The 23674-nt window shown below is 58.3% G+C and carries 18 protein-coding genes; 10 read left to right on the top strand and 8 right to left on the bottom strand.

Going from position 1 to position 23674, the window contains the following annotated elements; translation table 11 throughout:
- Positions 1 to 11 precede the first annotated feature (11 nt).
- Positions 12 to 662 (top strand): response regulator transcription factor RcsB, encoded by a 651-nt coding sequence (rcsB, locus tag A6013_RS17470; protein WP_006176468.1) that lies wholly within the window; start codon positions 12 to 14, stop codon positions 660 to 662.
- A 112-nt stretch (positions 663 to 774) separates the two neighbouring features.
- Here rcsB and rcsC read toward each other — a convergent pair whose 3' ends face one another.
- Together rcsC and gyrA are read right to left on the bottom strand one after the other, a co-directional pair.
- A complete protein-coding gene (gene rcsC, locus A6013_RS17465) occupies positions 775 to 3621 on the bottom strand; it encodes a two-component system sensor histidine kinase RcsC (RefSeq protein WP_069733496.1) in 2847 nt (948 codons plus the stop codon).
- Between the two features lie 134 nt (positions 3622 to 3755).
- Positions 3756 to 6392, bottom strand: coding sequence for a DNA topoisomerase (ATP-hydrolyzing) subunit A (gyrA, locus tag A6013_RS17460; RefSeq protein WP_069733495.1), 2637 nt, complete (start codon positions 6390 to 6392; stop codon positions 3756 to 3758).
- A 146-nt stretch (positions 6393 to 6538) separates the two neighbouring features.
- On the opposite strand from gyrA, the gene ubiG reads away from it, so the two are divergent.
- The 4 genes from ubiG to yfaE all read left to right on the top strand — a co-directional run bounded on the left by ubiG (position 6539) and on the right by yfaE (position 11334).
- A complete protein-coding gene (gene ubiG / locus A6013_RS17455) occupies positions 6539 to 7267 on the top strand; it encodes a bifunctional 2-polyprenyl-6-hydroxyphenol methylase/3-demethylubiquinol 3-O-methyltransferase UbiG (RefSeq protein ID WP_020690665.1) in 729 nt (242 codons plus the stop codon).
- A gap of 347 nt (positions 7268 to 7614) precedes the next feature.
- Complete coding sequence (gene nrdA, locus A6013_RS17450; RefSeq protein WP_028013905.1) at positions 7615 to 9900, top strand: class 1a ribonucleoside-diphosphate reductase subunit alpha; 2286 nt, start codon at positions 7615 to 7617, stop codon at positions 9898 to 9900.
- Positions 9901 to 9949: 49 nt separating this feature from the next.
- On the top strand, positions 9950 to 11080 hold the full coding sequence (gene nrdB, locus A6013_RS17445) for a class Ia ribonucleoside-diphosphate reductase subunit beta (protein WP_041908962.1): 1131 nt from the start codon (positions 9950 to 9952) through the stop codon (positions 11078 to 11080).
- Complete coding sequence (gene yfaE, locus A6013_RS17440; protein WP_010433414.1) at positions 11080 to 11334, top strand: class I ribonucleotide reductase maintenance protein YfaE; 255 nt, start codon at positions 11080 to 11082, stop codon at positions 11332 to 11334. Before nrdB ends, yfaE begins: the two co-directional genes overlap by 1 nt.
- A 23-nt stretch (positions 11335 to 11357) precedes the next feature.
- On the opposite strand, the gene glpQ is transcribed toward yfaE, so the two are convergent.
- Both glpQ and glpT read right to left on the bottom strand, forming a co-directional pair.
- Positions 11358 to 12410, bottom strand: a complete 1053-nt coding sequence (gene glpQ, locus A6013_RS17435) for a glycerophosphodiester phosphodiesterase (protein ID WP_041908960.1) — start codon at positions 12408 to 12410, stop codon at positions 11358 to 11360.
- Between the two features lie 11 nt (positions 12411 to 12421).
- The gene (gene glpT / locus A6013_RS17430; RefSeq protein ID WP_028013908.1) at positions 12422 to 13774 is read right to left on the bottom strand and encodes a glycerol-3-phosphate transporter; all 1353 of its coding nucleotides are present in this window, start codon (positions 13772 to 13774) and stop codon (positions 12422 to 12424) included.
- Between the two features lie 250 nt (positions 13775 to 14024).
- On the opposite strand from glpT, the gene glpA reads away from it, so the two are divergent.
- From glpA to glpC, 3 genes are read left to right on the top strand one after another with little or no spacing between them, the layout of a single operon-like run.
- Positions 14025 to 15653: an anaerobic glycerol-3-phosphate dehydrogenase subunit A gene (gene glpA / locus A6013_RS17425; protein ID WP_069733494.1), complete on the top strand. Its 1629-nt coding sequence runs from the start codon at positions 14025 to 14027 to the stop codon at positions 15651 to 15653.
- Positions 15643 to 16860: a glycerol-3-phosphate dehydrogenase subunit GlpB gene (gene glpB, locus A6013_RS17420; RefSeq protein WP_069733493.1), complete on the top strand. Its 1218-nt coding sequence runs from the start codon at positions 15643 to 15645 to the stop codon at positions 16858 to 16860. Before glpA ends, glpB begins: the two co-directional genes overlap by 11 nt.
- Positions 16857 to 18047, top strand: coding sequence for an anaerobic glycerol-3-phosphate dehydrogenase subunit GlpC (gene glpC / locus A6013_RS17415; protein WP_069733492.1), 1191 nt, complete (start codon positions 16857 to 16859; stop codon positions 18045 to 18047). Before glpB ends, glpC begins: the two co-directional genes overlap by 4 nt.
- Positions 18048 to 18080: 33 nt before the next feature.
- Here the strand turns inward: glpC and A6013_RS17410 are convergent, their stop codons facing one another.
- From A6013_RS17410 to tctD, 4 genes are all read right to left on the bottom strand, one after another.
- A complete protein-coding gene (locus tag A6013_RS17410; RefSeq protein ID WP_069733491.1) occupies positions 18081 to 19280 on the bottom strand; it encodes a nicotinamide mononucleotide deamidase-related protein YfaY in 1200 nt (399 codons plus the stop codon).
- A 93-nt stretch (positions 19281 to 19373) separates the two neighbouring features.
- Positions 19374 to 19913, bottom strand: a complete 540-nt coding sequence (locus tag A6013_RS17405) for a YfaZ family outer membrane protein (RefSeq protein ID WP_069733490.1) — start codon at positions 19911 to 19913, stop codon at positions 19374 to 19376.
- Between the two features lie 127 nt (positions 19914 to 20040).
- Complete coding sequence (locus tag A6013_RS17400) at positions 20041 to 21450, bottom strand: sensor histidine kinase (RefSeq protein ID WP_041908953.1); 1410 nt, start codon at positions 21448 to 21450, stop codon at positions 20041 to 20043.
- A complete protein-coding gene (tctD, locus tag A6013_RS17395; RefSeq protein ID WP_028013915.1) occupies positions 21437 to 22111 on the bottom strand; it encodes a transcriptional regulator TctD in 675 nt (224 codons plus the stop codon). Before tctD ends, A6013_RS17400 begins: the two co-directional genes overlap by 14 nt.
- A gap of 137 nt (positions 22112 to 22248) precedes the next feature.
- Here tctD and A6013_RS17390 point away from each other — a divergent pair, with 137 nt between their 5' ends.
- Positions 22249 to 23229 carry a tripartite tricarboxylate transporter substrate binding protein gene (locus A6013_RS17390; protein WP_047363034.1) on the top strand — a complete coding sequence of 327 codons (981 nt, stop codon included), beginning with the start codon at positions 22249 to 22251 and terminating at the stop codon, positions 23227 to 23229.
- Between the two features lie 11 nt (positions 23230 to 23240).
- Positions 23241 to 23672, top strand: coding sequence for a tripartite tricarboxylate transporter TctB family protein (locus tag A6013_RS17385; RefSeq protein WP_014884622.1), 432 nt, complete (start codon positions 23241 to 23243; stop codon positions 23670 to 23672).
- Positions 23673 to 23674: the final 2 nt, after the last annotated feature.

Here is a 23674-nt window from a genome sequence, read left to right as displayed (position 1 = left end):
TAGCCTTATACATGAACAATATGAACGTAATTATTGCCGATGACCATCCGATTGTACTGTTCGGTATTCGCAAATCACTTGAACAGATCGAGTGGGTGAATGTAGTCGGTGAATTTGAAGACTCTACAGCACTGATCAATAACCTCCCAAAGCTTGATGCGCACGTGCTCATTACCGATCTCTCTATGCCTGGAGACAAATACGGTGATGGGATCACGCTCATCAAATATATTAAACGTCACTTCCCGGACATCTCGATTATTGTTCTGACCATGAACAACAACCCGGCGATCCTGAGCGCCGTGCTGGATCTGGACATCGAAGGGATTGTGCTGAAGCAAGGCGCCCCGACCGATCTGCCAAAAGCGCTGGCTGCGCTGCAGAAAGGCAAGAAGTTCACGCCTGAGAGCGTCTCTCGTCTGCTGGAAAAAATCAGCGCGGGTGGCTACGGTGACAAACGCCTGTCGCCGAAAGAGAGCGAAGTTCTGCGCCTGTTCGCCGAAGGTTTCCTGGTGACCGAGATTGCCAAGAAGCTGAACCGCAGCATTAAAACCATCAGCAGCCAGAAAAAATCAGCAATGATGAAGCTGGGCGTGGACAACGATATTGCCCTGCTGAACTATCTCTCCTCCGTTACGCTGAGCGCATCGGATAAGGATTGATCCCCCACTGTAAATGCCGGATGGCGCTCACGCTTACCCGGCCTACAGAACCCGTAGGCCCGCGCAAGCGCAGCGCCGCCGGGCAAATAAAAAAGGCCCTTACGGGCCTTTTTTATATTCTGGTTTTTCTCACGCGATCCGCATAAACAGACAGCGTTTGTTTGAGCACGTCCAGCGTCACCGGTTTCGACAGGCAGCTGTCCATGCCCGACTCCAGACAGCGCTGTTTCTCTTCCGCCAGCGCGTTCGCCGTTACGCCCACGACAGGCAGCGTCAGGCCAAGCTGTCGGATGCGCTGCGTCAGCCGGTAGCCGTCCATGTTAGGCATGTTGACGTCGCTCAGCACGATATCAATATGATTTTTACTCAGCACATTCAGCGCATCCACGCCGTCATTGGCGGTTTTGCACTGATAGCCCAGCGATCCGAGCTGGTCAGCCAGCAGGCGGCGGTTAATCGGATGGTCATCCACCACCAGAATCATCATATCGTCATTCACTGACGCCAGACCTTCCGGTGACGGCAGCGCGACTGCACCGTCGTTCTCTTCCAGCTCGACTTTATAGATACGGGCCAGCAGGCTCAACAGCTCATGCGGCGTTGCGACGCTGTGCACCCATTCCCCCGGCGCACGTTCAACCGGTATGCCAATGTGGCGACGGCAGAAGAGCACCATTCCTCTCCCCTGCCACGACTGTTCCGGCATCTCGTCGGCGATGAGCACATCGTCCACGTCCGGCGTCTGGCCTTCATAGCGGCAGACCCTCACGCCGCTATGGGCGAGCAGCGCCGTCAGATAGTCATTCAGCGAGGCATTATTGACCGCCAGCCAGCAGCGCTTATCGTTCAGCCCGTCAACCGTGGCTTTTGCCGGATACTGCGCGGAATAGAGCGGAATGCGGATGGTGAACTGGCTGCCCATGCCGGGCTCGGTATCCACGGAAATGTCACCGTCCATCATGCTGACGAGCTTCTCGCAAATCGCCAGCCCCAGACCGGTGCCCTGGAAGTTACGCTGCACGCCGGTGCCGACCTGGAAGAACGGATCGAACAGACGCACCACCTCTTTGGCCGGTATGCCCACCCCCGTGTCGCGCACGCGGATGCTGAGGTAATCTCCCGCCCGGCAGACGTGTAGCACAATGCAGCCAATATCGGTGAATTTGATGGCATTGCTGAGCAGGTTAGAGATGACCTGCTGCAGGCGCATCGGGTCGCCGTGCAGCGTCAGCGGCACGTCCGGTTCGATGAAGCAGTAGAGCCCCAGCTGTTTACGCACCACCAGCGGCAGATAGTTGGCGCTGATGTGGTTCATGACCTCACGCGGCGAAAACTCGCGCGGCTCAATTTTCAGCTGCTCAGACTCAATTTTAGAGAAGTCGAGAATATCGCTGATGATCTTCAGCAGCAGGCTGGAGGAGTTGTTCATCGCCGTTACCAGCCGGTCGACGCCTTTCGGCAATTCCTTCGTCTGCAGCAGATCGAGGTTACCGATAATCCCGTACAGCGGCGTACGCAGCTCGTGACTGACGGTAGCCAGGAACATGGATTTCGACTGGCTGGCCTGCTCCGCGGCCTGCGCCATCTCCTGCAGCGACTCTTCCATCTTCACGCGCGCGGAGACATCCACCAGCACGCAAATCGCTACGTTTTCATTGCGATAGCGGGAATGAACAAAGCTGATCTGCAGGTTAGTGTGGGTGCTGGTGAGCACGTCGACAAAGTTCACCTGCTGGCCGCAGATGATTTGCGTCAGCCTTTGCCGGTCCTCGTGCGTCAGCATGTTCAGGTAGTTGTGCGCCAGCTCGTTACTCAGGATGTTGGTCCCGTCCTGGGTACGAAGAATGCAGATCCCCACCGGAGCCGAAGCGACAATCTTGCGGTTGAACTGCTCGTGCTCCTCCAGACGCTGGGCGTCACTTTCGGCGGGAATAAAGATTCTCCGCTCATACATGCGCGCCAGCGTAAACAGCGCCCCGCCCACCAGCAGGTTCAGCAGGATCGCATTCATAATAAGAATGCGTATCCGCTCAAGGACCATATCCACCGGCAGCGAGTAAACAATGCTCAGCGACGATGGCGGCAGGCTTTTTTTCAGCACCAGCTCGCGGAAGCCGGAGGTGTAGCCAAACCATGAGCGTTCCTGCATCCAGTGCGGATCGACGTTCAAACTTTTATCCGGCCCGGCGAGTGAGATCAGCTGATGCCCGTTTTCATCCAGAATGGTCACGCCCATCGGCAGGCTGCCCGGCGTGAAGAAGTTTTCCATGCGGATGGTCTGCTCAATCCCCAACAGCGCCTGCAGGCGATTGCCCAGGTAGACCGGCGTCAGCGCGTAGAAATAGCCCACGCCCATGCGCGGCCCCTGGCTAATCCAGAAAATGTTGTTCCCGCGCTCGTCCTGCGGCGCATTGCGATATTTCACAATACGCTCGTGCAGGCTTTTCAGCTCATCATCGCGCTCGACGGGCACATCGCGCAGGCCAAAGTCAGCCATGCAGAGGTTTTCGCTGCCAATCAGGAATACGCGGTTGAGATCGTAAGCGGCGGAGAAGTTGTCGCGCCAGTAGCGCATAAACCAGGCGAGGGATTCCAGCGACCCGCGCCAGGTGCTGCTCATGGTGGAGCAATCGGAGTCCGGGAACAGCGGCTGGAAGTCCGGCACTTCGGTTTTGTCATTGCGCCCGCGCAGGGCAAGGATCCCGTTTTCTGCCGTCAGCCGATTTTCGGCAATATACTTCAGCTCCTTCATCACGTCAGACGTTCGCTGAATGTAGCGCTGGGCCTGATCGGAGCTTAAATTAAACTCCTGGCGGATCTCCGCTTCTTTCTGGTTCAGCGCATTGACGATGTAAAACACCGACAGCAAGGCCACCAGCAGCCAAAGCAGGAGCGCCAGCGCCCGGAACAGATAGCGAGAAACTTTCAGCGTGGTACGAAAGGAGACGAGGTATTTCAAAGGGGCGAGGCTCCGCCGTCGGGGTCAAAAGAATGTGGTTAAGGTAGCGGTAAACGCGGCTTGTCGCAACGTTCACGTATCTGCATCTGCAAAAGAAAAGGGCCGGAATCCGGCCCTTTATGTTTCAGAAGAGATTACTCTTCAGCGTCATCCGCTGCGTCGTCGTCGCTCTCTGCTTCCGGTGCGATTTCATCATCACCTTCCGCGACGCTGCCGTCGATGGAATCGAGCTCTTCGTCGTCCACCGGCTCAGCAACGCGCTGCAGACCGACCACGTTTTCATCTTCCGCCGTACGGATGAGGATAACGCCCTGGGTGTTACGGCCCACCACGCTGATCTCGGATACGCGCGTACGCACCAGCGTACCGGCATCGGTGATCATCATGATCTGGTCTGCATCGTCCACCTGCACCGCGCCCACAACGGAACCGTTGCGCTCGGTGACCTTGATGGAGATAACGCCCTGCGTGCCGCGTGACTTGGTCGGGTATTCGCTTTCCGCCGTACGTTTACCGTAGCCGTTCTGGGTGACGGTCAGGATTGCGCCTTCGCCACGTGGAACGATCAGGGAAACAACGGAGTCTTCACCCGCCAGCTTAATACCGCGCACGCCGGTCGCCGTACGACCCATTGCGCGCACGGCGTTCTCTTTGAAGCGCACCACTTTACCGGCCGCAGAGAACAGCATCACTTCATCAGAACCAGAGGTCAGATCCACACCGATCAGCTCGTCGCCTTCGTTCAGGTTTACCGCAATAATACCGGCAGAACGCGGACGGCTGAACTCGGTCAGCGCGGTTTTCTTCACGGTACCGCTGGCGGTCGCCATAAAGACGTTCACGCCCTCTTCGTACTCGCGTACCGGCAGGATGGCGGTGATACGTTCGTTCGCTTCCAGCGGCAGCAGGTTGACGATTGGACGACCGCGCGCACCGCGGCTCGCTTCCGGCAGCTGATAGACCTTCATCCAGTACAGACGGCCACGGCTGGAGAAGCAGAGGATCGTATCGTGGGTGTTAGCCACCAGCAGACGGTCAATGAAGTCTTCTTCTTTAATACGTGCCGCAGATTTACCTTTACCGCCACGACGCTGTGCTTCGTAGTCGGTCAGAGGCTGATACTTCACGTAGCCCTGGTGAGACAGGGTCACTACCACGTCTTCGCGGTTGATCAGATCTTCAATGTTGATATCAGAGCTGTTGGCGGTGATTTCGGTGCGGCGCTCGTCGCCGAACTGATCGCGGACCAGCTCAAGCTCTTCGCGGATCACTTCCATCAGGCGCTCGGCGCTACCCAGGATGTGCAGCAGCTCAGCAATTTGCTCCAGCAGCTCTTTGTACTCGTCGAGCAGTTTTTCATGCTCAAGGCCGGTCAGCTTCTGCAGGCGCAGATCCAGAATCGCCTGGGCCTGCTGTTCAGTCAGGTAGTACTGACCGTCACGCACGCCGAATTCAGGCTCGAGCCACTCAGGACGCGCGGCGTCGTCGCCCGCACGTTCCAGCATCGCCGCCACGTTGCCCAGATCCCACGGACGCGCAACCAGCGACGCTTTCGCTTCTGCCGGCGTCGGCGCACGGCGGATCAGCTCGATGATCGGGTCGATGTTCGCCAGCGCAACGGCCAGTGCTTCAAGGATATGAGCGCGATCGCGCGCTTTGCGCAGTTCGAAGATGGTACGACGGGTCACCACTTCGCGGCGGTGACGCACGAACGCGCTCAGGATCTCTTTCAGGTTCATGATCTTCGGCTGACCATGGTGCAGCGCAACCATGTTGATACCGAAGGAGACCTGAAGCTGAGTCTGGGAGTACAGGTTGTTCAGCACAACCTCACCCACCGCGTCGCGCTTGATTTCAATCACGATGCGCATACCGTCTTTGTCAGACTCGTCACGCAGCGCGCTGATGCCTTCAACGCGTTTCTCTTTTACCAGCTCGGCGATTTTTTCAATCAGACGCGCTTTGTTCACCTGATACGGGATCTCGTGAACAATGATAGTTTCACGGCCGGTTTTGGCGTCCGCTTCCACTTCGGCGCGAGCACGGATGTAAATCTTGCCACGACCGGTGCGGTACGCTTCTTCAATGCCGCGACGACCGTTGATGATCGCCGCCGTCGGGAAGTCCGGGCCCGGGATGTGTTCCATCAGCCCTTCAATGCTGATGTCTTCATCGTCGATATAGGCCAGGCAGCCGTTGATCACTTCCGTGATGTTGTGCGGCGGAATGTTGGTCGCCATACCCACGGCGATACCGGACGAGCCGTTCACCAGCAGGTTAGGGATCTTCGTTGGCATAACGTCAGGAATTTTTTCCGTGCCGTCGTAGTTATCAACGAAATCAACCGTCTCTTTTTCCAGGTCGGCCATCAGCTCATGGGCAATCTTCGCCAGACGGATTTCCGTATAACGCATTGCCGCGGCGGAGTCGCCGTCGATAGAACCAAAGTTACCCTGACCATCTACCAGCATGTAACGCAGCGAGAACGGCTGCGCCATACGGACAATGGTGTCGTACACCGCGGAATCACCATGGGGATGGTATTTACCGATTACGTCACCAACGACACGGGCAGATTTTTTGTAGGCTTTATTCCAGTCATTGCCCAATACGTTCATGGCGTATAGTACGCGACGGTGTACCGGCTTCAGGCCATCGCGGACGTCCGGCAGCGCACGGCCAACAATGACCGACATCGCATAGTCCAGATAGGAGCTTTTCAGCTCTTCCTCGATGTTAACCGGTGTAATTTCTCTCGCAAGGTCGCTCATCTAACCGCTATCCCTCTACTGTATCCCGGATTCAAAGGTCGCAAATTATAACACAGCCGCGGTGATACAGGTAAACCTATACGCTTTATTCACAGGGATTGCCTGATATACTCATTTGTCTTGCTAAATAAGGAGTAAAAGCGCCCATGAATGCCGAAAAATCCCCGGTGGCACACAACGTTGACCACGAAGAGATTGCCAAATTTGAAGCGGTGGCGTCCCGCTGGTGGGATCTCGAAGGTGAGTTCAAACCGCTGCATCGCATTAACCCGCTGCGTCTGGGCTATATCGCGGAGCGTTCCGGCGGTCTGTTCGGTAAGAAAGTGCTCGACGTCGGCTGCGGCGGCGGCATCCTGGCGGAGAGCATGGCGCGCGAAGGGGCCACCGTCACCGGCCTGGACATGGGCTTCGAGCCTCTACAGGTTGCCCGTCTTCATGCGCTGGAGTCCGGTATACAGGTGGAATATGTGCAGGAAACCGTGGAAGAGCACGCGGCAAAACATGCCCACCAGTACGATGTGGTGACCTGCATGGAGATGCTGGAGCACGTTCCGGATCCGCAGTCCGTGGTAAACGCCTGTGCAAAACTGGTGAAGCCGGGCGGCCAGGTCTTCTTCTCGACAATTAACCGCAACGGTAAAGCCTGGCTGATGGCCGTGGTCGGCGCAGAATATGTGCTGCGCATGGTGCCGAAAGGGACGCACGACGTGAAGAAGTTTATCAAGCCTGCCGAACTGCTGGGCTGGGTTGACCAGACGTGGCTTAAGGAGCAGCACATCACGGGCCTGCACTACAACCCGCTAACGGATAAATTCAAACTTGCCCCGGGCGTGGATGTTAACTATATGTTGCATACAACCGCCAAAAACGACTAACGTCATCCGTTATTCTTATAATGATTGCGCGACATCATGTTGCGCAATTCTGACCTCCCGTTGAAGAAATCAGCACTCGATCAAATTTTGAATTTTTTTTCTAAATTATTGACATCTCTTCCAGGCCTTACGGTACGAGGACTTACGCTTTTTTACCCTTTCACAACCTCAATTTAACCTCAAAATCAACCCTTGTGCTGAAAAGATTCGATACTAGAATACTCACCATATAGCGTTTTTCTTATCGCAAACCCCCTATATGTAGTATTTATCCACAGAGTTAGTCACAAGACGGATCTGTGGATAAGCGGGGGATATTTTTTATTTCACGGACAGGTAAAACCCACATGAATCAGAGTCTGCTGGTGACAAAGCGCGACGGTACTACCGAGCGTATCAATCTGGACAAAATCCATCGAGTTCTCGACTGGGCAGCAGAAGGACTGAATAACGTATCTATATCCCAGGTTGAACTGCGTTCTCACATTCAGTTCTACGACGGCATCAAAACGTCTGATATCCACGAAACCATTATCAAAGCAGCGGCGGATCTGATCTCCCGCGACGCACCGGATTATCAGTACCTCGCTGCGCGTCTGGCGATTTTCCACCTGCGTAAGAAAGCCTACGGCCAGTTCGAGCCGCCGAAGCTTTACGATCACGTGGTGAAAATGGTTGAGCTGGGCAAATACGACACGCATCTGCTGGAAGACTATACGGAAGAAGAGTTCGAGCAGATGAACGGGTTTATCGATCACTGGCGCGACATGAACTTCTCCTACGCGGCGGTGAAGCAGCTCGAAGGCAAATACCTGGTTCAGAACCGTGTGACCGGTGAGATCTACGAAAGCGCCCAGTTCCTCTATATTCTGGTGGCTGCCTGCCTGTTCTCAAACTACCCGCGCGACACCCGTCTGGACTACGTGAAGCGTTTCTACGATGCGGTATCGACGTTCAAAATTTCTCTGCCAACGCCGATCATGTCTGGCGTGCGCACCCCTACCCGTCAGTTCAGCTCCTGCGTACTGATCGAGTGTGGTGACAGCTTGGATTCCATCAACGCCACCTCCAGCGCCATCGTGAAATACGTCTCCCAGCGTGCCGGTATCGGCATCAACGCCGGTCGCATCCGCGCGCTGGGCAGCCCGATTCGCGGCGGTGAAGCGTTCCACACAGGCTGTATCCCGTTCTACAAGCACTTCCAGACGGCGGTAAAATCCTGCTCTCAGGGCGGCGTGCGCGGCGGCGCAGCGACCCTGTTCTACCCAATGTGGCATCTGGAAGTGGAAAGCCTGCTGGTACTGAAAAACAACCGCGGCGTGGAAGGCAACCGCGTGCGTCACATGGACTACGGCGTGCAGATCAACAAGCTGATGTACACCCGTCTGCTGAAAGGGGAAGACATCACCCTGTTCAGCCCGTCCGACGTCCCGGGCCTGTACGACGCGTTCTTCGCCGATCAGGACGAGTTCGAGCGTCTGTACACCAAATATGAAAAAGACGACAGCATCCGTAAACAGCGCCTGAAGGCGGTAGACCTGTTCTCCCTGATGATGCAGGAGCGCGCCTCTACCGGCCGTATCTACATCCAGAACGTTGACCACTGCAACACCCACAGCCCGTTTGATCCGGCGGTTGCGCCAGTGCGCCAGTCTAACCTGTGCCTGGAGATCGCCCTGCCGACCAAACCGCTGGAAGACGTGAACGACGAAAACGGCGAAATCGCCCTGTGTACGCTCTCCGCGTTCAACCTGGGTGCGATTAAGAGCCTGGACGAGCTGGAAGAGCTGGCCGTGCTGGCGGTACGTGCGCTGGATGCCCTGCTGGACTACCAGGATTACCCAATCCCGGCCGCTAAACGCGGCGCAATGGGCCGTCGTACCCTGGGTATCGGCGTGATCAACTTCGCCTACTGGCTGGCGAAAAACGGCAAGCGTTACTCCGACGGCAGCGCTAACAACCTGACGCACCAGACGTTCGAAGCGATTCAGTACTACCTGATGAAAGCCTCTAACGAGCTGGCGAAAGAGCAAGGCGCGTGCCCGTGGTTCAACGAAACCACCTATGCAAAAGGCATTCTGCCGATCGACACTTATAAGAAAGACCTGGATGCGATCGTCAGCGAGCCGCTGCACCTGGACTGGGAAGGCCTGCGCGAGTCCATCAAAACGCACGGCCTGCGTAACTCCACGCTCTCTGCCCTGATGCCGTCCGAGACCTCTTCGCAGATCTCTAACGCCACCAACGGTATTGAGCCACCGCGCGGCCACGTCAGCATTAAAGCGTCGAAAGACGGCGTGCTGCGTCAGGTGGTGCCGGATTACGAAACGCTAGGCAACAACTACGAGCTGCTGTGGGAGATGCCAAACAACGACGGCTACCTGCAGCTGGTGGGTATCATGCAGAAGTTTATCGACCAGTCGATCTCTGCCAATACTAACTACGACCCGACGCGCTTCCCGTCCGGCAAGGTACCAATGCAGCAGCTGTTGAAAGACCTGCTGACCGCCTACAAATTTGGCGTGAAAACGCTGTACTATCACAACACCCGTGACGGTGCAGAAGACGCGCAGGACGACCTGGTACCGTCAATTCAGGACGATGGCTGCGAAAGCGGCGCATGTAAGATCTAATGAAGGGCGGGGATATCCCCGCCTTTATTTCGTAAGACAGGACACACTCATGGCATATACCACCTTTTCACAGACGAAAAACGACCAGCTCAAAGAGCCAATGTTCTTCGGCCAGCCGGTCAACGTGGCACGCTACGATCAGCAAAAATATGACATCTTCGAAAAGCTGATTGAAAAGCAACTCTCCTTCTTCTGGCGTCCGGAAGAAGTTGACGTTTCCCGCGACCGTATTGATTACCAGTCGCTGCCGGATCACGAAAAGCATATTTTCATCAGCAATCTGAAGTACCAGACGCTGCTGGACTCCATTCAGGGCCGTAGCCCGAACGTGGCGCTGTTGCCGCTGATCTCGATTCCTGAGCTGGAAACCTGGGTGGAAACCTGGGCGTTCTCTGAGACGATCCACTCCCGCTCTTACACCCACATCATCCGCAACATCGTGAACGATCCGGCGGTGGTGTTTGACGATATCGTCACTAACGAGCAGATCCAGAAGCGCGCGGAAGGCATTGCGCACTACTACGACGAGCTGATCGAGATGACCAGCTACTGGCATCTGCTGGGCGAAGGCACCCACAGCGTGAACGGCAAAACCGTTACCGTGAACCTGCGCGCGCTGAAAAAGCAGCTGTACCTCTGCCTGATGAGCGTTAACGCCCTGGAAGCGATCCGCTTCTACGTGAGCTTCGCCTGCTCCTTCGCCTTTGCCGAGCGCAAGCTAATGGAAGGCAACGCCAAAATCATCCGTCTGATCGCTCGTGACGAAGCCCTGCACCTGACCGGCACCCAGCACATGCTGAACCTGCTGCGCAGCGGTACGGACGACCCGGAGATGGCGGAAATCGCCGAAGAGTGCAAGCAGGAGTGCTACGACCTGTTCGTGCTGGCGGCTCAGCAGGAGAAAGAGTGGGCTGACTACCTGTTCCGCGACGGCTCCATGATTGGCCTGAACAAAGATATTCTGTGCCAGTACGTGGAGTACATCACCAACATCCGCATGCAGGCGGTTGGTCTGGACCTGCCGTTCCAGACGCGCTCTAACCCGATTCCGTGGATCAACACCTGGCTGGTATCCGATAACGTGCAGGTTGCGCCGCAGGAAGTGGAAGTGAGCTCTTATCTGGTCGGTCAGATTGATTCTGAAGTCAACACCGACGACCTGAGCGACTTCCAGCTCTGATGACGCGCGTAACGCTGAGCCTTTCTGGCACCGAAGTGCTGTGCCAGGAAGAGCACCCTTCCCTGCTGGTGGCGCTTGAAGCGCATCAGGTGGAGGTAGAGTACCAGTGTCGTGAAGGCTATTGCGGCTCCTGCCGCTGCCGTCTGGTCGCAGGCCAGGTGGACTGGCTGACCGAACCGCTGGCCTTTATCAGTGAAGGGGAAATTTTGCCCTGCTGCTGTCGGGCAAAAGGCGATATTGAGATCGAGATGTAAAAAAGGGCCTTACGGCCCTTTTTCTATTTTAAGAACGTCACCGCTTTATCCGGGAAATCCGTAAACAGCCCGTCCACGTCCGCCTGCTTATACAACACCTCGTAAAGCTGATTCACATCGGTGGCATATGGCGGCAGCTGGTCGGCACGCACCGTGTACGGATGCACCTGCATCTTGCTGGCGTGCGCCTCTTTCACCATCGCCGTCAGCTTCACGTGGCCAGGCGTTGAGCCTTCCGCCACCAGCATGTGATAATCCGGCCCGATGCCGTCAGCGTACTGCGCAATCTGCTTCATCGCGCCCGGCTTGAACATCCAGTCGTAGCTGTAGTTCACCCACTTCCCGTCCGGCTGTTTCTCCTGGGTTTCGTTCCAGTCGGTGTAGGCAATCAGCTGCACCAGATTGAGATCCATCCCCATCTTCGGCTCCAGCTCGGTTTTGATGCGCTTCAGCTCGGCGGCGTCAAAACACTGCAGGTAAACTTTGTCCTTCTTGCTGGTGTAGCCGTACTGTTTCAGCACCTCCAGCGTCTTCGCGGCAATGTCCTTCCCTTCCTGATGGTGGAACCACGGCGCTTTGATTTCCGGGTAGATACCGATGTTTTTCCCGGTGGAGTGGTTCAGCCCCTGAACAAACTCAATCTCTTCCTGGAAGGTATGGATCCGGAAGTCAGATTTGCCCATCGGGAAGCGTCCCGGGTAGACCTGCACCTTCTTGCCGTTTTCAATCTCAAAGCCTTCGGTAAACTTCAGAGAGCGAATTTCATCCAGGGTAAAGTCGATGGCGTAGTAACGACCGTCTTTGCGCGCGCGGTCCGGGAAACGCTCCGCCACGTCCGTGACGCGATCAAGATAGTGGTCATGCAGGACGACCAGCTGGTCGTCCTTCGTCATCACCAGATCCTGCTCCAGATAATCCGCGCCCTGGGCATAGGCCATCGCTTTCGCCGGCAGCGTATGCTCCGGCAGATAGCCGCTGGCACCGCGGTGGGCGATAACGATTTTATCCGCCGCCAGGGCAGAGCCTGTCATAAGGCCTGCCAGCAGCAGGCCGGTGGTTAATGGAGTTAATTTCATCGCAATGCTCCTTATTGACGACGCGCCAGCACTTCCGCGTGGTGACGTTTCTCGCCGATCATCACAACAACCAGCAGCAGAACCGCCAGCACGCTGCCGCCGATCATCACCATAAAGCCGCCGTCCCAGCCGAAGAAGTCAACGGTGTAGCCCACGATAGCGCTCGCCGCGACGGAACCGCCGAGGTAGCCAAACAGACCGGTAAAGCCTGCCGCCGTGCCCGCCGCTTTTTTCGGCGCCAGCTCAAGCGCGTGCAGACCGATCAGCATCACCGGGCCGTAAATCAGGAAGCCGATAACGATCATACAGGCCATGTCTACTGATGGGTTACCCGGCGGGTTAAGCCAGTAAACGACAGTCGCGATGGTCACCAGGGTCATAAAGAACACGCCCGTTGCGCCGCGGTTGCCTTTAAACACTTTGTCCGACATCCAGCCGCAAATCAGCGTGCCCGGGATCCCGGCGTATTCATACAGGAAGTACGCCCAGGAGGATTTATCCAGCGCGAAGTGCTTCACCTCTTTCAGGTAGGTCGGGGACCAGTCGAGGATGCCGTAGCGCAGCAGGTATACAAACACGTTCGCCACCGCGATGTACCACAGCAGCTTGTTCGGCAGCACGTACTTCATGAAGATCTGTTTCGCGGTCAGCTCTTCTTCGTGCTTCTCGCTGTAGTCATCCGGATAGTCGTTTTTGTACTCTTCGATTGGCGGCAGCCCGCAGGACTGCGGCGTGTCGCGCATCAGGGCGAAGGCAATAATCGCCACCAGAATAGCACCAAAGGCAGGCATGTAGAGCGCCGCGTGCCAGTCGTTGAACCAGGCCATCCCCAGCAGGAACAGCAGAGGTGGAAGCCCGCCCCCGACGTTATGCGCGCAGTTCCACACCGACACAATGCCGCCACGCTCCTTCTGCGACCACCAGTGCACCATAGTACGTCCGCACGGCGGCCACCCCATCCCCTGGAACCAGCCGCAGAGGAACAGCAGCACGAACATGATGGCAATGCTGGACGTCGCCCACGGCACAAAGCCCATGAACAGCATGACCGCTGCCGCGAGGATCAGACCGGCGGGCAGGAACACGCGCGGATTCGAGCGGTCCGACACGGAACCCATGATGAATTTAGAAAAACCGTAGGCGATGGAGATCCCCGACAGCGCGAAGCCCAGGTCGCCGCGAGAGAAGCCCTGCTCCACCAGATACGGCATGGCGAGCGCAAAGTTTTTACGTACAAGATAGTACGCCGCATACCCGAAGAAGATCCCGAGGAAGATTTGCCAACGCAGACGGCGGTAGAGAGGATCGATCTCTGCCTCTGGCAGTCGCGCCCGATGCGGCGCAGGTTTGAAGATACTGAGCATAACAGCCTCCGTGGCCTTTCAAAAAATGACCAGGCATCTCGCGCCCGGTTACAGAGGCGGGGATGTTAAAAAAACATGCGGTTTGTTACTGTGAATCAACGCACAGATTGTTACAGAAATATGACAGAATGCGCAAAAAAGCGCATGAAATCACGTTTCAGTTTCGAATTTCGCGCGTTTATGTTCGAAATCAAACAAACCACACGATCTATGTGGCTAAATGCTAAAAAACGAACATAGAGGAAAGGCAATGACAATTCACGATCCACGCTACAGCGATGTGATTATCATTGGCGGTGGCGCAACCGGCGCCGGCATCGCACGCGACTGCGCCCTTCGCGGCTTAAGCGTCACGCTTCTGGAGCGCCACGATATCGCCACCGGCGCGACGGGGCGTAACCACGGCCTGCTGCACAGCGGCGCGCGGTATGCGGTCACCGACGGTGAATCCGCGCGCGAATGTATCGCTGAAAACCAGATCCTCAAGCGTATCGCCCGACACTGCATAGAGCCAACCGACGGCCTCTTTATTACCCTTCCCGAAGATGACCTTGCCTTTCAGTCAAACTTTATAACCGCCTGTACTGCAGCGGGCATTCAGGCTGAGGCTATGGATCCGGCGCTGGCCCGGCGGCTGGAGCCGTCGGTGAACCCGACGCTGATCGGCGCGGTGAAGGTGCCTGACGGCACCGTCGATCCGTTCCGCCTGACCGCCGCCAACATGCTGGACGCCCGCGAGCATGGCGCGCGCATTCTGACCGGACATGAAGTGACCGGGCTTATCCGCGAGGGTCATCGCATCTGCGGCGTGCGGGTGTTTGATACGCAGTACAACGAGCACAGCGAGCTGCACGCCGCCGTGGTGGTCAACGCGGCGGGGATCTGGGGCCAGCGCATCGCGGAATACGCCGATTTATCCATCCGCATGTTCCCGGCCAAAGGTTCGCTGCTGATCCTTGACCACCGCATCAATAACCACGTCATCAACCGCTGCCGCAAACCGTCTGACGCCGACATTCTGGTGCCGGGCGACACCATTTCGCTCATCGGTACGACGTCAACGCACGTTGACTACAGCGACATTGACGTCAACCGGGTCACCGCCGAAGAAGTGGATATTCTGCTGCGCGAAGGGGAAAAGCTGGCGCCGGTGATGGCGCAGACGCGTATCCTGCGCGCCTACGCGGGCGTGCGTCCCCTTGTCGCCAGCGATAACGATCCGAGCGGACGTAACGTCAGCCGGGGCATCGTGCTGCTCGATCACGCCGAGCGCGACGGCATGGACGGGTTTATCACCATTACCGGCGGCAAGCTGATGACCTACCGGCTGATGGCCGAGTGGGCGACCGATGCCGTCTGCCGCAAGCTCGGAAATACCGAACCGTGCGTTACCGCAGAACAGCCGTTGCCGGGATCGCGCCAGTCTACCGAAAAAACGCTGCAAAAAATCATCTCCCTGCCCGCGCCGCTGCGCGGTTCGGCCATCTACCGCCACGGCGACAGGACGCCGCAGTGGCTCGGTGAAGGACGACTGAGCCGCAGCCTGGTGTGCGAGTGCGAAGCCGTTACCGCAGGCGAAGTGCAGTACGCGGTAGAGAACCTGACGGTCAACAGCCTGTTGGATCTCCGCCGCCGCACCCGCGTCGGAATGGGGACCTGTCAGGGCGAGCTGTGCGCCTGCCGTGCCGCCGGGCTGCTGCAGCGTTTTCATACCACCACCGCCACCCAGTCGCTCGATCAGCTCAGCGCGTTTTTGAACGAGCGCTGGAAAGGCATTCAGCCTGTCGCCTGGGGCGATGCTCTGCGCGAAAGCGAATTTACCCGCTGGGTCTATCAGGGACTTTGCGGCCTGGAGAAGGAGCAACACGATGAAATTTGATACCGTAATCGTCGGCGGCGGGCTGGCAGGCTTGCTCTGCGGCATCAAACTCACGAAGCAGGGGCTGCGCTGCGCCATTATCACCCGCGGCCAGAGCGCCCTGCACTTCTCGTCGGGATCGCTGGATCTGGTGGACGAAGCGTACCGCGACAGGCTGCCGCCGGAGCACCCCTATCACCTGGTTGGCGCGCAGCATATTGACCGCTTTGCGCTGGAAGCCGAAGCGCTGCTGGCGGGCTGCGGCGCGCGTCTGAAGGGAAGCGCCAGGCAAAATCACCAGCGCATCACACCGCTCGGCACCCTGCGCTCCGCGTGGCTCAGCCCGGAGGAAGTCCCCGTGGCCCCCGTCAGCGCGGGACGAGTGCGGGTGGTGGGTATTAGCGGCTTTCTGGATTTTCAACCCCATCTCGCGGCGGCCTCGCTCTGTCGCCAGGGCATCAACGCCGACACGGCAGAAATAGAGCTGCCCGAGCTGGATATCCTGCGCGATAACCCGAGCGAGTTTCGCGCGGTGAATATCGCCCGTTTTCTGGATAACGAGGACAAATGGCCGCTGCTGTATGACGCGCTCAGGCCGCTCGGTGAAACCTGCGATGCCCTGTTAATGCCCGCCTGCTTTGGTTTAAACGACAACCGGCTCTGGCGCTGGCTCTCGGATCGTCTGCCCTGCACGCTCGGTTTACTGCCGACGCTTCCCCCTTCCGTACCCGGCATTCGTCTGCACACCCAGCTTCAGCGCCAGTTTGTTGCGCAGGGCGGCGTGTGGATGGCGGGTGACGAGGTGAAAAAAATCACCCTGACCGACGGCGCGGTGAGCGAAATCTGGACGCGCAACCACGAGGATATTCCGCTTCGCGCCCGCTATACGGTGCTGGCGAGCGGGAGCTTCTTCAGCAACGGGCTGCTGAGCTGCCGGGAGGGCATCCGGGAAGCGATTATGGGGCTGGATGTGCGGCAAACCGCTTCCCGCGCGGACTGGTATCAGTGTGATTTCTTCACGCCGCAGCCCTGGCAGCAGTTTGGCGTAATTGTCGATAACCGGCTACATCCGCAGCTTTCCGGTATGCCCGTCGGTAATCTTTTTGCCATCGGCTCGCTGCTGGGCGGATACGATCCGATCCCCCAGGGATGCGGCGGCGGGGTTTGCGCCGTCACGGCGCTGTATGTAGCCGAGCAGATTATCCAGCGCGTGGAGGCTGAACAATGAACGACACCCGTTTCGAAAGCTGCATTAAATGCACGGTCTGTACCACCGTCTGCCCGGTCAGCGGGGTAAACCCGCGCTACCCTGGGCCAAAGCAGGCCGGGCCGGACGGCGAGCGCCTGCGCCTGAAGGACGGCAGGCTGTACGACGAGGCGCTGAAATACTGCATCAACTGCAAGCGCTGCGAGGTCGCCTGCCCGTCGGACGTGAAAATCGGCGACATCATCCAGCGCGCCCGGGCGCGCTACAGCACGCAAAAGCCGACACTGCGCGATGCGATCCTGAGCCATACCGATCTGATGGGCAGCGTCTCCACGCCGTTTGCCCCGCTGGTGAATGCCGCAACCTCACTCAAGCCGGTGCGTCAGCTGCTGGATGCCACGCTTAAAATAGACCATCACCGCAGCCTGCCAAAATATTCTCACGGCACCTTCCGTCGCTGGTATAAAACCGTCGCGGAACAGCAGGCGCAGTACGACGATCGGGTAGCCTTTTTCCACGGCTGCTATGTGAACTACAACCACCCGCAGCTGGGAAAAGACCTGCTGAAGGTGCTGAACGCCATGGGAACCGGCGTACAGCTGCTTAGCAAAGAGAAGTGCTGCGGCGTGCCGCTGATTGCCAACGGGTTTACCGATAAAGCGCGCAGGCAGGCCAAAAGCAACGTCACCTCCCTGCGCGAAGCGATTGTCGATAAAGGCATGCCGGTGCTGGCGACGTCGTCCACCTGCACCTTCACCCTGCGCGATGAGTATCCGCACCTGCTGGACGTGGACAACACCGGCCTGCGAGAGCACATCGAGCTGGCGACGCGCTTCCTCTGGCGCAAGCTGGACAGCGGAAAGACGTTGCCGCTGGGAACATTGCCGCTGAAGGTGGTCTATCACACCCCGTGTCATATGGAGAAAATGGGCTGGTCGCTCTATACGCTGGAGCTGCTGCGGTTAATTCCGGGGCTGGAGCTGACGGTGCTGGATTCGCGCTGCTGCGGCATCGCAGGCACCTACGGCTTTAAGCGTGAAAACTACGAAACCTCGCAGGCAATTGGCGCCCCGCTGTTCCGCCAGATTGAAGAGAGCGGCGCGGATATCGTGGTGACGGACTGCGAAACCTGTAAATGGCAGATTGAGATGTCCACCAGCAAGCGCTGCGAACATCCGATTACCCTGCTGGCGAAAGCGCTGGGCTGAACGTTGCCGGGGCGAAAGGCCCCGGCACAGGCATTACTCAACGAACAGCGACTCGACAACGTTAATCCAGCCGTGCTCGCTGGCGACCTCTTTGCCGTTGAGCCAGCGGCGCAGCATATTCAGCGCCATCATGGCGCACACCTCCTGACGCACCGCCAGGCTGTAGCGGGTGATGCTCATTTTTACCCGCAGCGCCCAGGTGCCTTCCGGCGTCGCCAGCGCGAAGTTGAGGTAATCCTCATCCAGCCCGCCGACAAACAGCGCCAGACCGGCAAAATGCTTCACCCTTCTTTCGGAAGCCCAGCGGGCGGTTTGCGCCAGGGTCTCCTGCTGAAACGGCACCACTTCGCTGGCGAGCAGCGGCGCGTTGACGCGCGACAATTGCAGCGCCAGCAGGCCACCGGTGAACTGCTCGCTTAAGGTCACGCTGAGCTGGCGAGTCTGCAGATGTTTTGCAATCTGCTCAGGCAACCCTTCCGTCCCTTCAAAAATAAGGCTTTCGCCCGCCACGCGCTGCACCTCAGGCCACAGGGCCAGCATCGCCTCTTTCTGCGTGGCCGGTCCTGTTAATTTGAGTTCAATGATCGGCATAGAGGAGCGATAGCCCATGGACACGCCCGGGGGCAGCGGAAGGTGGTCAAGGCTCTGGGCCAGATCGCTTTCCGAGCGGCCAAAGGTGGTCAGACGCAGGCACAGCGGAGGTTCAGGCAGGGTAAAACGGTCGCGAAGGCGCGGCAGGATCTGCTGCTCGACCATTACCTTAAATTCGGAGGGTACGCCCGGCGTGAAGAACATCAGGCAGCGGTTCAGATGCATGGCAAACCCGCAGGCGGTACCGACCGGGTTATCAACCAGCTCGGCGCTGGCGGGAATTTCAGCCTGTTTACGGTTGCTGGGGGCCATGACGCGGCCACGTTCGGTGAAAAAGCGCTCCATCTGCGAAAGCCACGCCTCGTGCAGCACCAGCCCTTCGCCTTTTGCGGTCGCGGCGGCCAGCGCGCTGAGGTCGTCACCGGTGGGGCCGAGCCCGCCGTTCACGATCAGCACGTCGCACTGTTCACTGCGCTCGCGCAGAACAGCGACCAGTGACTCCAGATTGTCGCCCACGGTATTGCGGCGCGTTAACGGTAATCCTTGCTCAAAGAAAAGATCGGCAAGCCAGGCAGCATTGGTATCAATAATCTGTCCGTGCAGCACTTCGTCGCCGGTGGATAACATCTCCACGTTAATCATTGTGTTCTCCCGCTTATTTGGTCAAAACACTATAGCGCAAACGCGGGGTGGAGATGAGAGAAACTGGCGCGACGGAACGCCGCGCCGGAACGATTAGAAGCCTGCGCTCACGCCCACGTACGGGCCGTCAGCCAGCGCGTTATCGCGGTTGCCGTCTTTACCGGCCAGGTTCAGATAACGGTAGCCCGCTTCGATGGTAATCGGACGCATGATGGTCCAGCGCGCGCCGGCGTTGGCTTCTTCATAGCTGTCGATGCCGCTGGAGAGGGAATCCGGAGAGTAGTAGTACTCGCCAAACAGGCCGAAGCTGTCGCCAATTTTCCACTGCAGGCCGCCGCCCACTGCCGCTGCATACCCTTCATCACCGTCATTTGGGTTGGTGTAGATACCTTTACCACCAACGGTGGCCAGGAATGGGCCAAGAGGAATATTCAGACCGAGGCCGAGGCTTGCCGCGTCGCCGTCGTCATCGTTGTGCGTCCAGCCGCCGGTCATTGCCAGACCGGAGGTCTCAGTACCCATGCCAAAACCGAGGTGGGTATAGTCCTGAGCCGCCGAACCATTAATGCTAATGGCGTTAGCCGCCGCAGATACAACCATCAGGCCGAGGCCCAGTAATGCCACTTTTTTCATTGTCGCGATCCTGCATAATTATAGAGAAGTCCCCAAAACCGCGAGATTTTAACCTGAGTCTGCGGGGGATCAAGCACTCTGCGTGCGGCGGACAGGAAGATTGTAACGATTTGAAACCCCGGCTTTTTTACGTAAGCAGCAGAAAGCGCATTTTGACGCAAAGGCCACCCAGCGTTTCGCTGCGAGTCAGCTGCAAATGGCTGCGGTGCAGCCGGGCGATATCCCCCGCCAGCGCCAGCCCAATCCCGGAACCGGCGGCGTTCCCGACGTTGTCCAGACGGTGGAAAGGCTGCATCGCCTGGTAGATCTGATCCTCTTCAATGCCGGGGCCGCTGTCCTCAACGCTCAGCTCAACGGCGCCGCCATCCACGCGCAGGAAAACGGTCACGGTCCCGCCTGCAGGCGTATATTTAATCGCGTTCTCCAGCAGGTTGGCGCACAGCTCGCCCAGCAGAACGTCATCGCCTTCGATCGTGACCGGCTGCTGTACACCGTCATATCCTAAATCAATCGCCTTGCTCCGCGCCTGCGCCAGCCGGGAAAAGCAGCAGTTCTGCACCACCTGAACCAGATCCACAGGCGTAAAATGACGATCCCCCTGCTCTTTTCCCTTCACCGCTGAAAGCTGCAGCAGCCGCTCGGTGAGCACGATAGTGTCATCCAGGGTGGCATTCATTGCCCGCAGGCTCTCCTGCCACAGGGCGGGATCCTGACGCGCGAGGGCGACGGAGACCTGGGTTTTAAGCACCGCCAGCGGCGTTTTGAGCTGGTGCGACGCATCCGCGTTAAAGCGTTCCTGACGCGAAAGCACGCCGCGCAGCCGGTCGATATAGCGGTTAAAGGCGACTATCAGCAGCCGGGTCTCGGACCAGGGCAGCAGCTCCGGCAGCGGTGCGAGCAGGCCCGGCTCGCGCCGCACCATCAGTGACGAAAGCTGGCGCATTGGGCGCAGCACGCGGCGCAGCAGCCATGCGGTCAGCACCAGCGTCAGCAGCACCAGCAGCCCCTGTGAAACCCAGGATGAAAAGAGCAACTGGCTGGCGAGATAGCGGCGGGACTGGAGCGTCTCGGCGACGTAAATCTCCGCCATGCCAAAAACATTATCTTCATTTACGGGCTGCAGCAGGCGCGCCACCCGAATCGCCTGGCCGCGATATTCGGTGTGGTAAAACCAGGCCAGCGCCGGATAGAGCGTGGTGCGCGACGTCGCAGGCGGCATCTTCGGCAGATCGTCATAGCCGGAGATCACCCGTCCGTCGGGGTCGACCACCTTATAGTAGAGCCGGTCGTTCATGTTGAGCTCAAAGCTGTCGAGCACCACCCAGGGCACGTCCACCGCCAGCCTGCTGTTGCGCACCTCCAGCCGCTCGGAGATGGTGCGGGCAGAGGATAACAGCGTGCGATCGTAGGCCTGCGTGGCCGCCTGCAGCGCGCTAACGTAGCTGTTAAAGGCCGACAATCCCCACAGCAGCAGCAGCGGCAGACCCAGGAAAAGCAACAGCTGCAGATAGAGCGACTGCGGCTTAACCCACCTCATCGCCGCACTCCAGCACGTACCCAAGCCCCCGAAGGGTGGTGATCCGCACGCCGCTGCCGGTCAGCTTCTTACGCAGCCGGTGAATATAGAGATCGATGCTTTCAGGACTGACGTCGTCGTTCAGGCTGAACACCTGGTCGAAAAGCTGCTGTCGTGAAACCGGACGGGTCCGGCGGTGCATTAGCACTTTCAGCAGGGAGAGCTCCCGCGGCGTCAGGGAAAGCGGTTCATCGCGCAGCAGGAAAAAGCCCTCGTCGTCATACTCCAGCTCCCCAAGGCGCTGGCGCTCCTGCGTTCGACCCTCGCTTCGGCGCAACAGGGCGCGCAGACGCGCGTCAAGCTCCTCCAGCTCAAACGGTTTTGGCAGATAGTCATCTGCCCCGGCGTTCAGTCCCTTCACCCGATCCGCCACGTTGCTGCGGGCGGTAAGAAACAGCACCGGCAGCGTTTGCCCCCGTTTTCTGAGGCGGTGGACCACTTCCAGGCCGTCAAAACCGGGCATGCCGATGTCCAGAATAGCGACCGCGTAGTTTTCACCCTGCAGCAGATGGTCGGCGGCACGTCCGTCGGAGACGCAGTCCACGGCAAAGCCCTCCTGCACCAGCGCTTTCTCCAGCCAGTGAGCCAGCTCACGATTATCTTCTGCGAGTAAGAGACGCATGTCACATCCTGTAAAGTTGGTGTCCCGTTGAAAGGGAAATGAAAGGTTATTGTTTTAACAATCACGCAACGGAACCGCTACAAGGTGGTTCACATAATCAGAAAAAAAGACCCGTACCCCCGGCGTGAGGATAAACGATGAAAAAACAATTACTTTCTACCCTTGCTGCAAGCGTGTTGCTGTTGAGTACCTCTGTCGTTCAGGCCCAGGACGCTCCGTCCCGTACCGAATGTATCGCCCCGGCCAAACCGGGCGGCGGTTTCGATCTCACCTGCAAGCTTATTCAGGTCAGCCTGCTGGAGACGAAGGCCATTGAGAAACCGATGCGCGTCACCTACATGCCAGGCGGCGTGGGCGCGGTGGCCTATAACGCGATTGTCGCGCAACGTCCGGCGGAAGCGGGAACGGTGGTGGCCTTCTCCGGCGGCTCGCTGCTGAACCTGTCGCAGGGCAAGTTTGGCCGCTACGGTGTGGACGACGTGCGCTGGCTGGCGACCGTCGGCACCGACTACGGAATGATTGCCGTGCGTGCCGATTCCCCGTGGAAATCCCTGAAAGATCTGCTGACCGCTATGGAAAAAGATCCGAACAGCGTGGTGATTGGCGCAGGGGCGTCTATCGGCAGCCAGGACTGGATGAAAGCGGCCCTTCTCGCCCAGCAGGCGAAGGTTGACCCGCACAAGATGCGCTACGTGGCTTTTGAGGGCGGCGGCGAACCGGTCACGGCGCTGATGGGCAACCACGTTCAGGCCGTTTCCGGCGATCTCAGCGAGATGGTGCCGTACCTGAGCGGGGATAAAATCCGCGTGCTGGCGGTCTTCTCGGAAAACCGTCTGCCAGGCCAGCTGGCGAACGTCCCGACCGCCAAAGAGCAGGGTTATAACCTGGTCTGGCCGATCATCCGCGGCTTCTTCGTCGGGCCAAAAGTGACCGACGCCGAGTACCAGTGGTGGGTCGACGCGTTCAACAAGCTCCAGCAGACCGAAGAGTTTAAGAAACAGCGCGATCTGCGCGGACTGTTTGAGTTTAACCTGACCGGTAAGCCACTGGATGAGTACGTCAAAAAACAGGTGAATGACTACCGCGAACAGGCGAAAGCCTTTGGCCTGGCGAAATAACCGGAGGCGCTATGAGCGATCGTATTTTTGCCGGGATATGGCTGCTGCTCTGCGTTGGCGGGATGTTTGTCGCCTGGCAGATCCACAGCGAATACAGCTATGAACCCGTGGGACCCCGTCCCTTCCCGATGGGCATCGTCGGCCTGATGCTGCTCTGCTCGGTGGCGCTGCTGCTTCGCCACCCGGATACCGTCGAGTGGCCGCCGCGCCGCATTCTGCAGCGTCTGCTGGTGATGGTGATTGTCCTGCTGATGTATGCCTGGGGCTTTGAGTGGCTCGGCTTCCCGGTGGCGACCGCCATTCTGACGATGGTCATCGGCATGCTGTTTAACGCCACCCTCCCCGCGGCGGGGATCTCAGGCGTGGTGATGGGGATTTTACTGTGGTACGCCTTTGACCGCCTGCTGGACGTGACGTTACCGCTCGGCGCCTGGCTTAATTAACG

The sequence above is a fragment of the Enterobacter sp. IF2SW-B1 genome (assembly GCF_001743375.1).
Taxonomy (GTDB): Bacteria; Pseudomonadota; Gammaproteobacteria; order Enterobacterales; family Enterobacteriaceae; genus Enterobacter; species Enterobacter bugandensis.
Note: the sequence above shows the minus strand (reverse complement) of the source record. Positions and strands in the feature narration are given on the sequence as shown.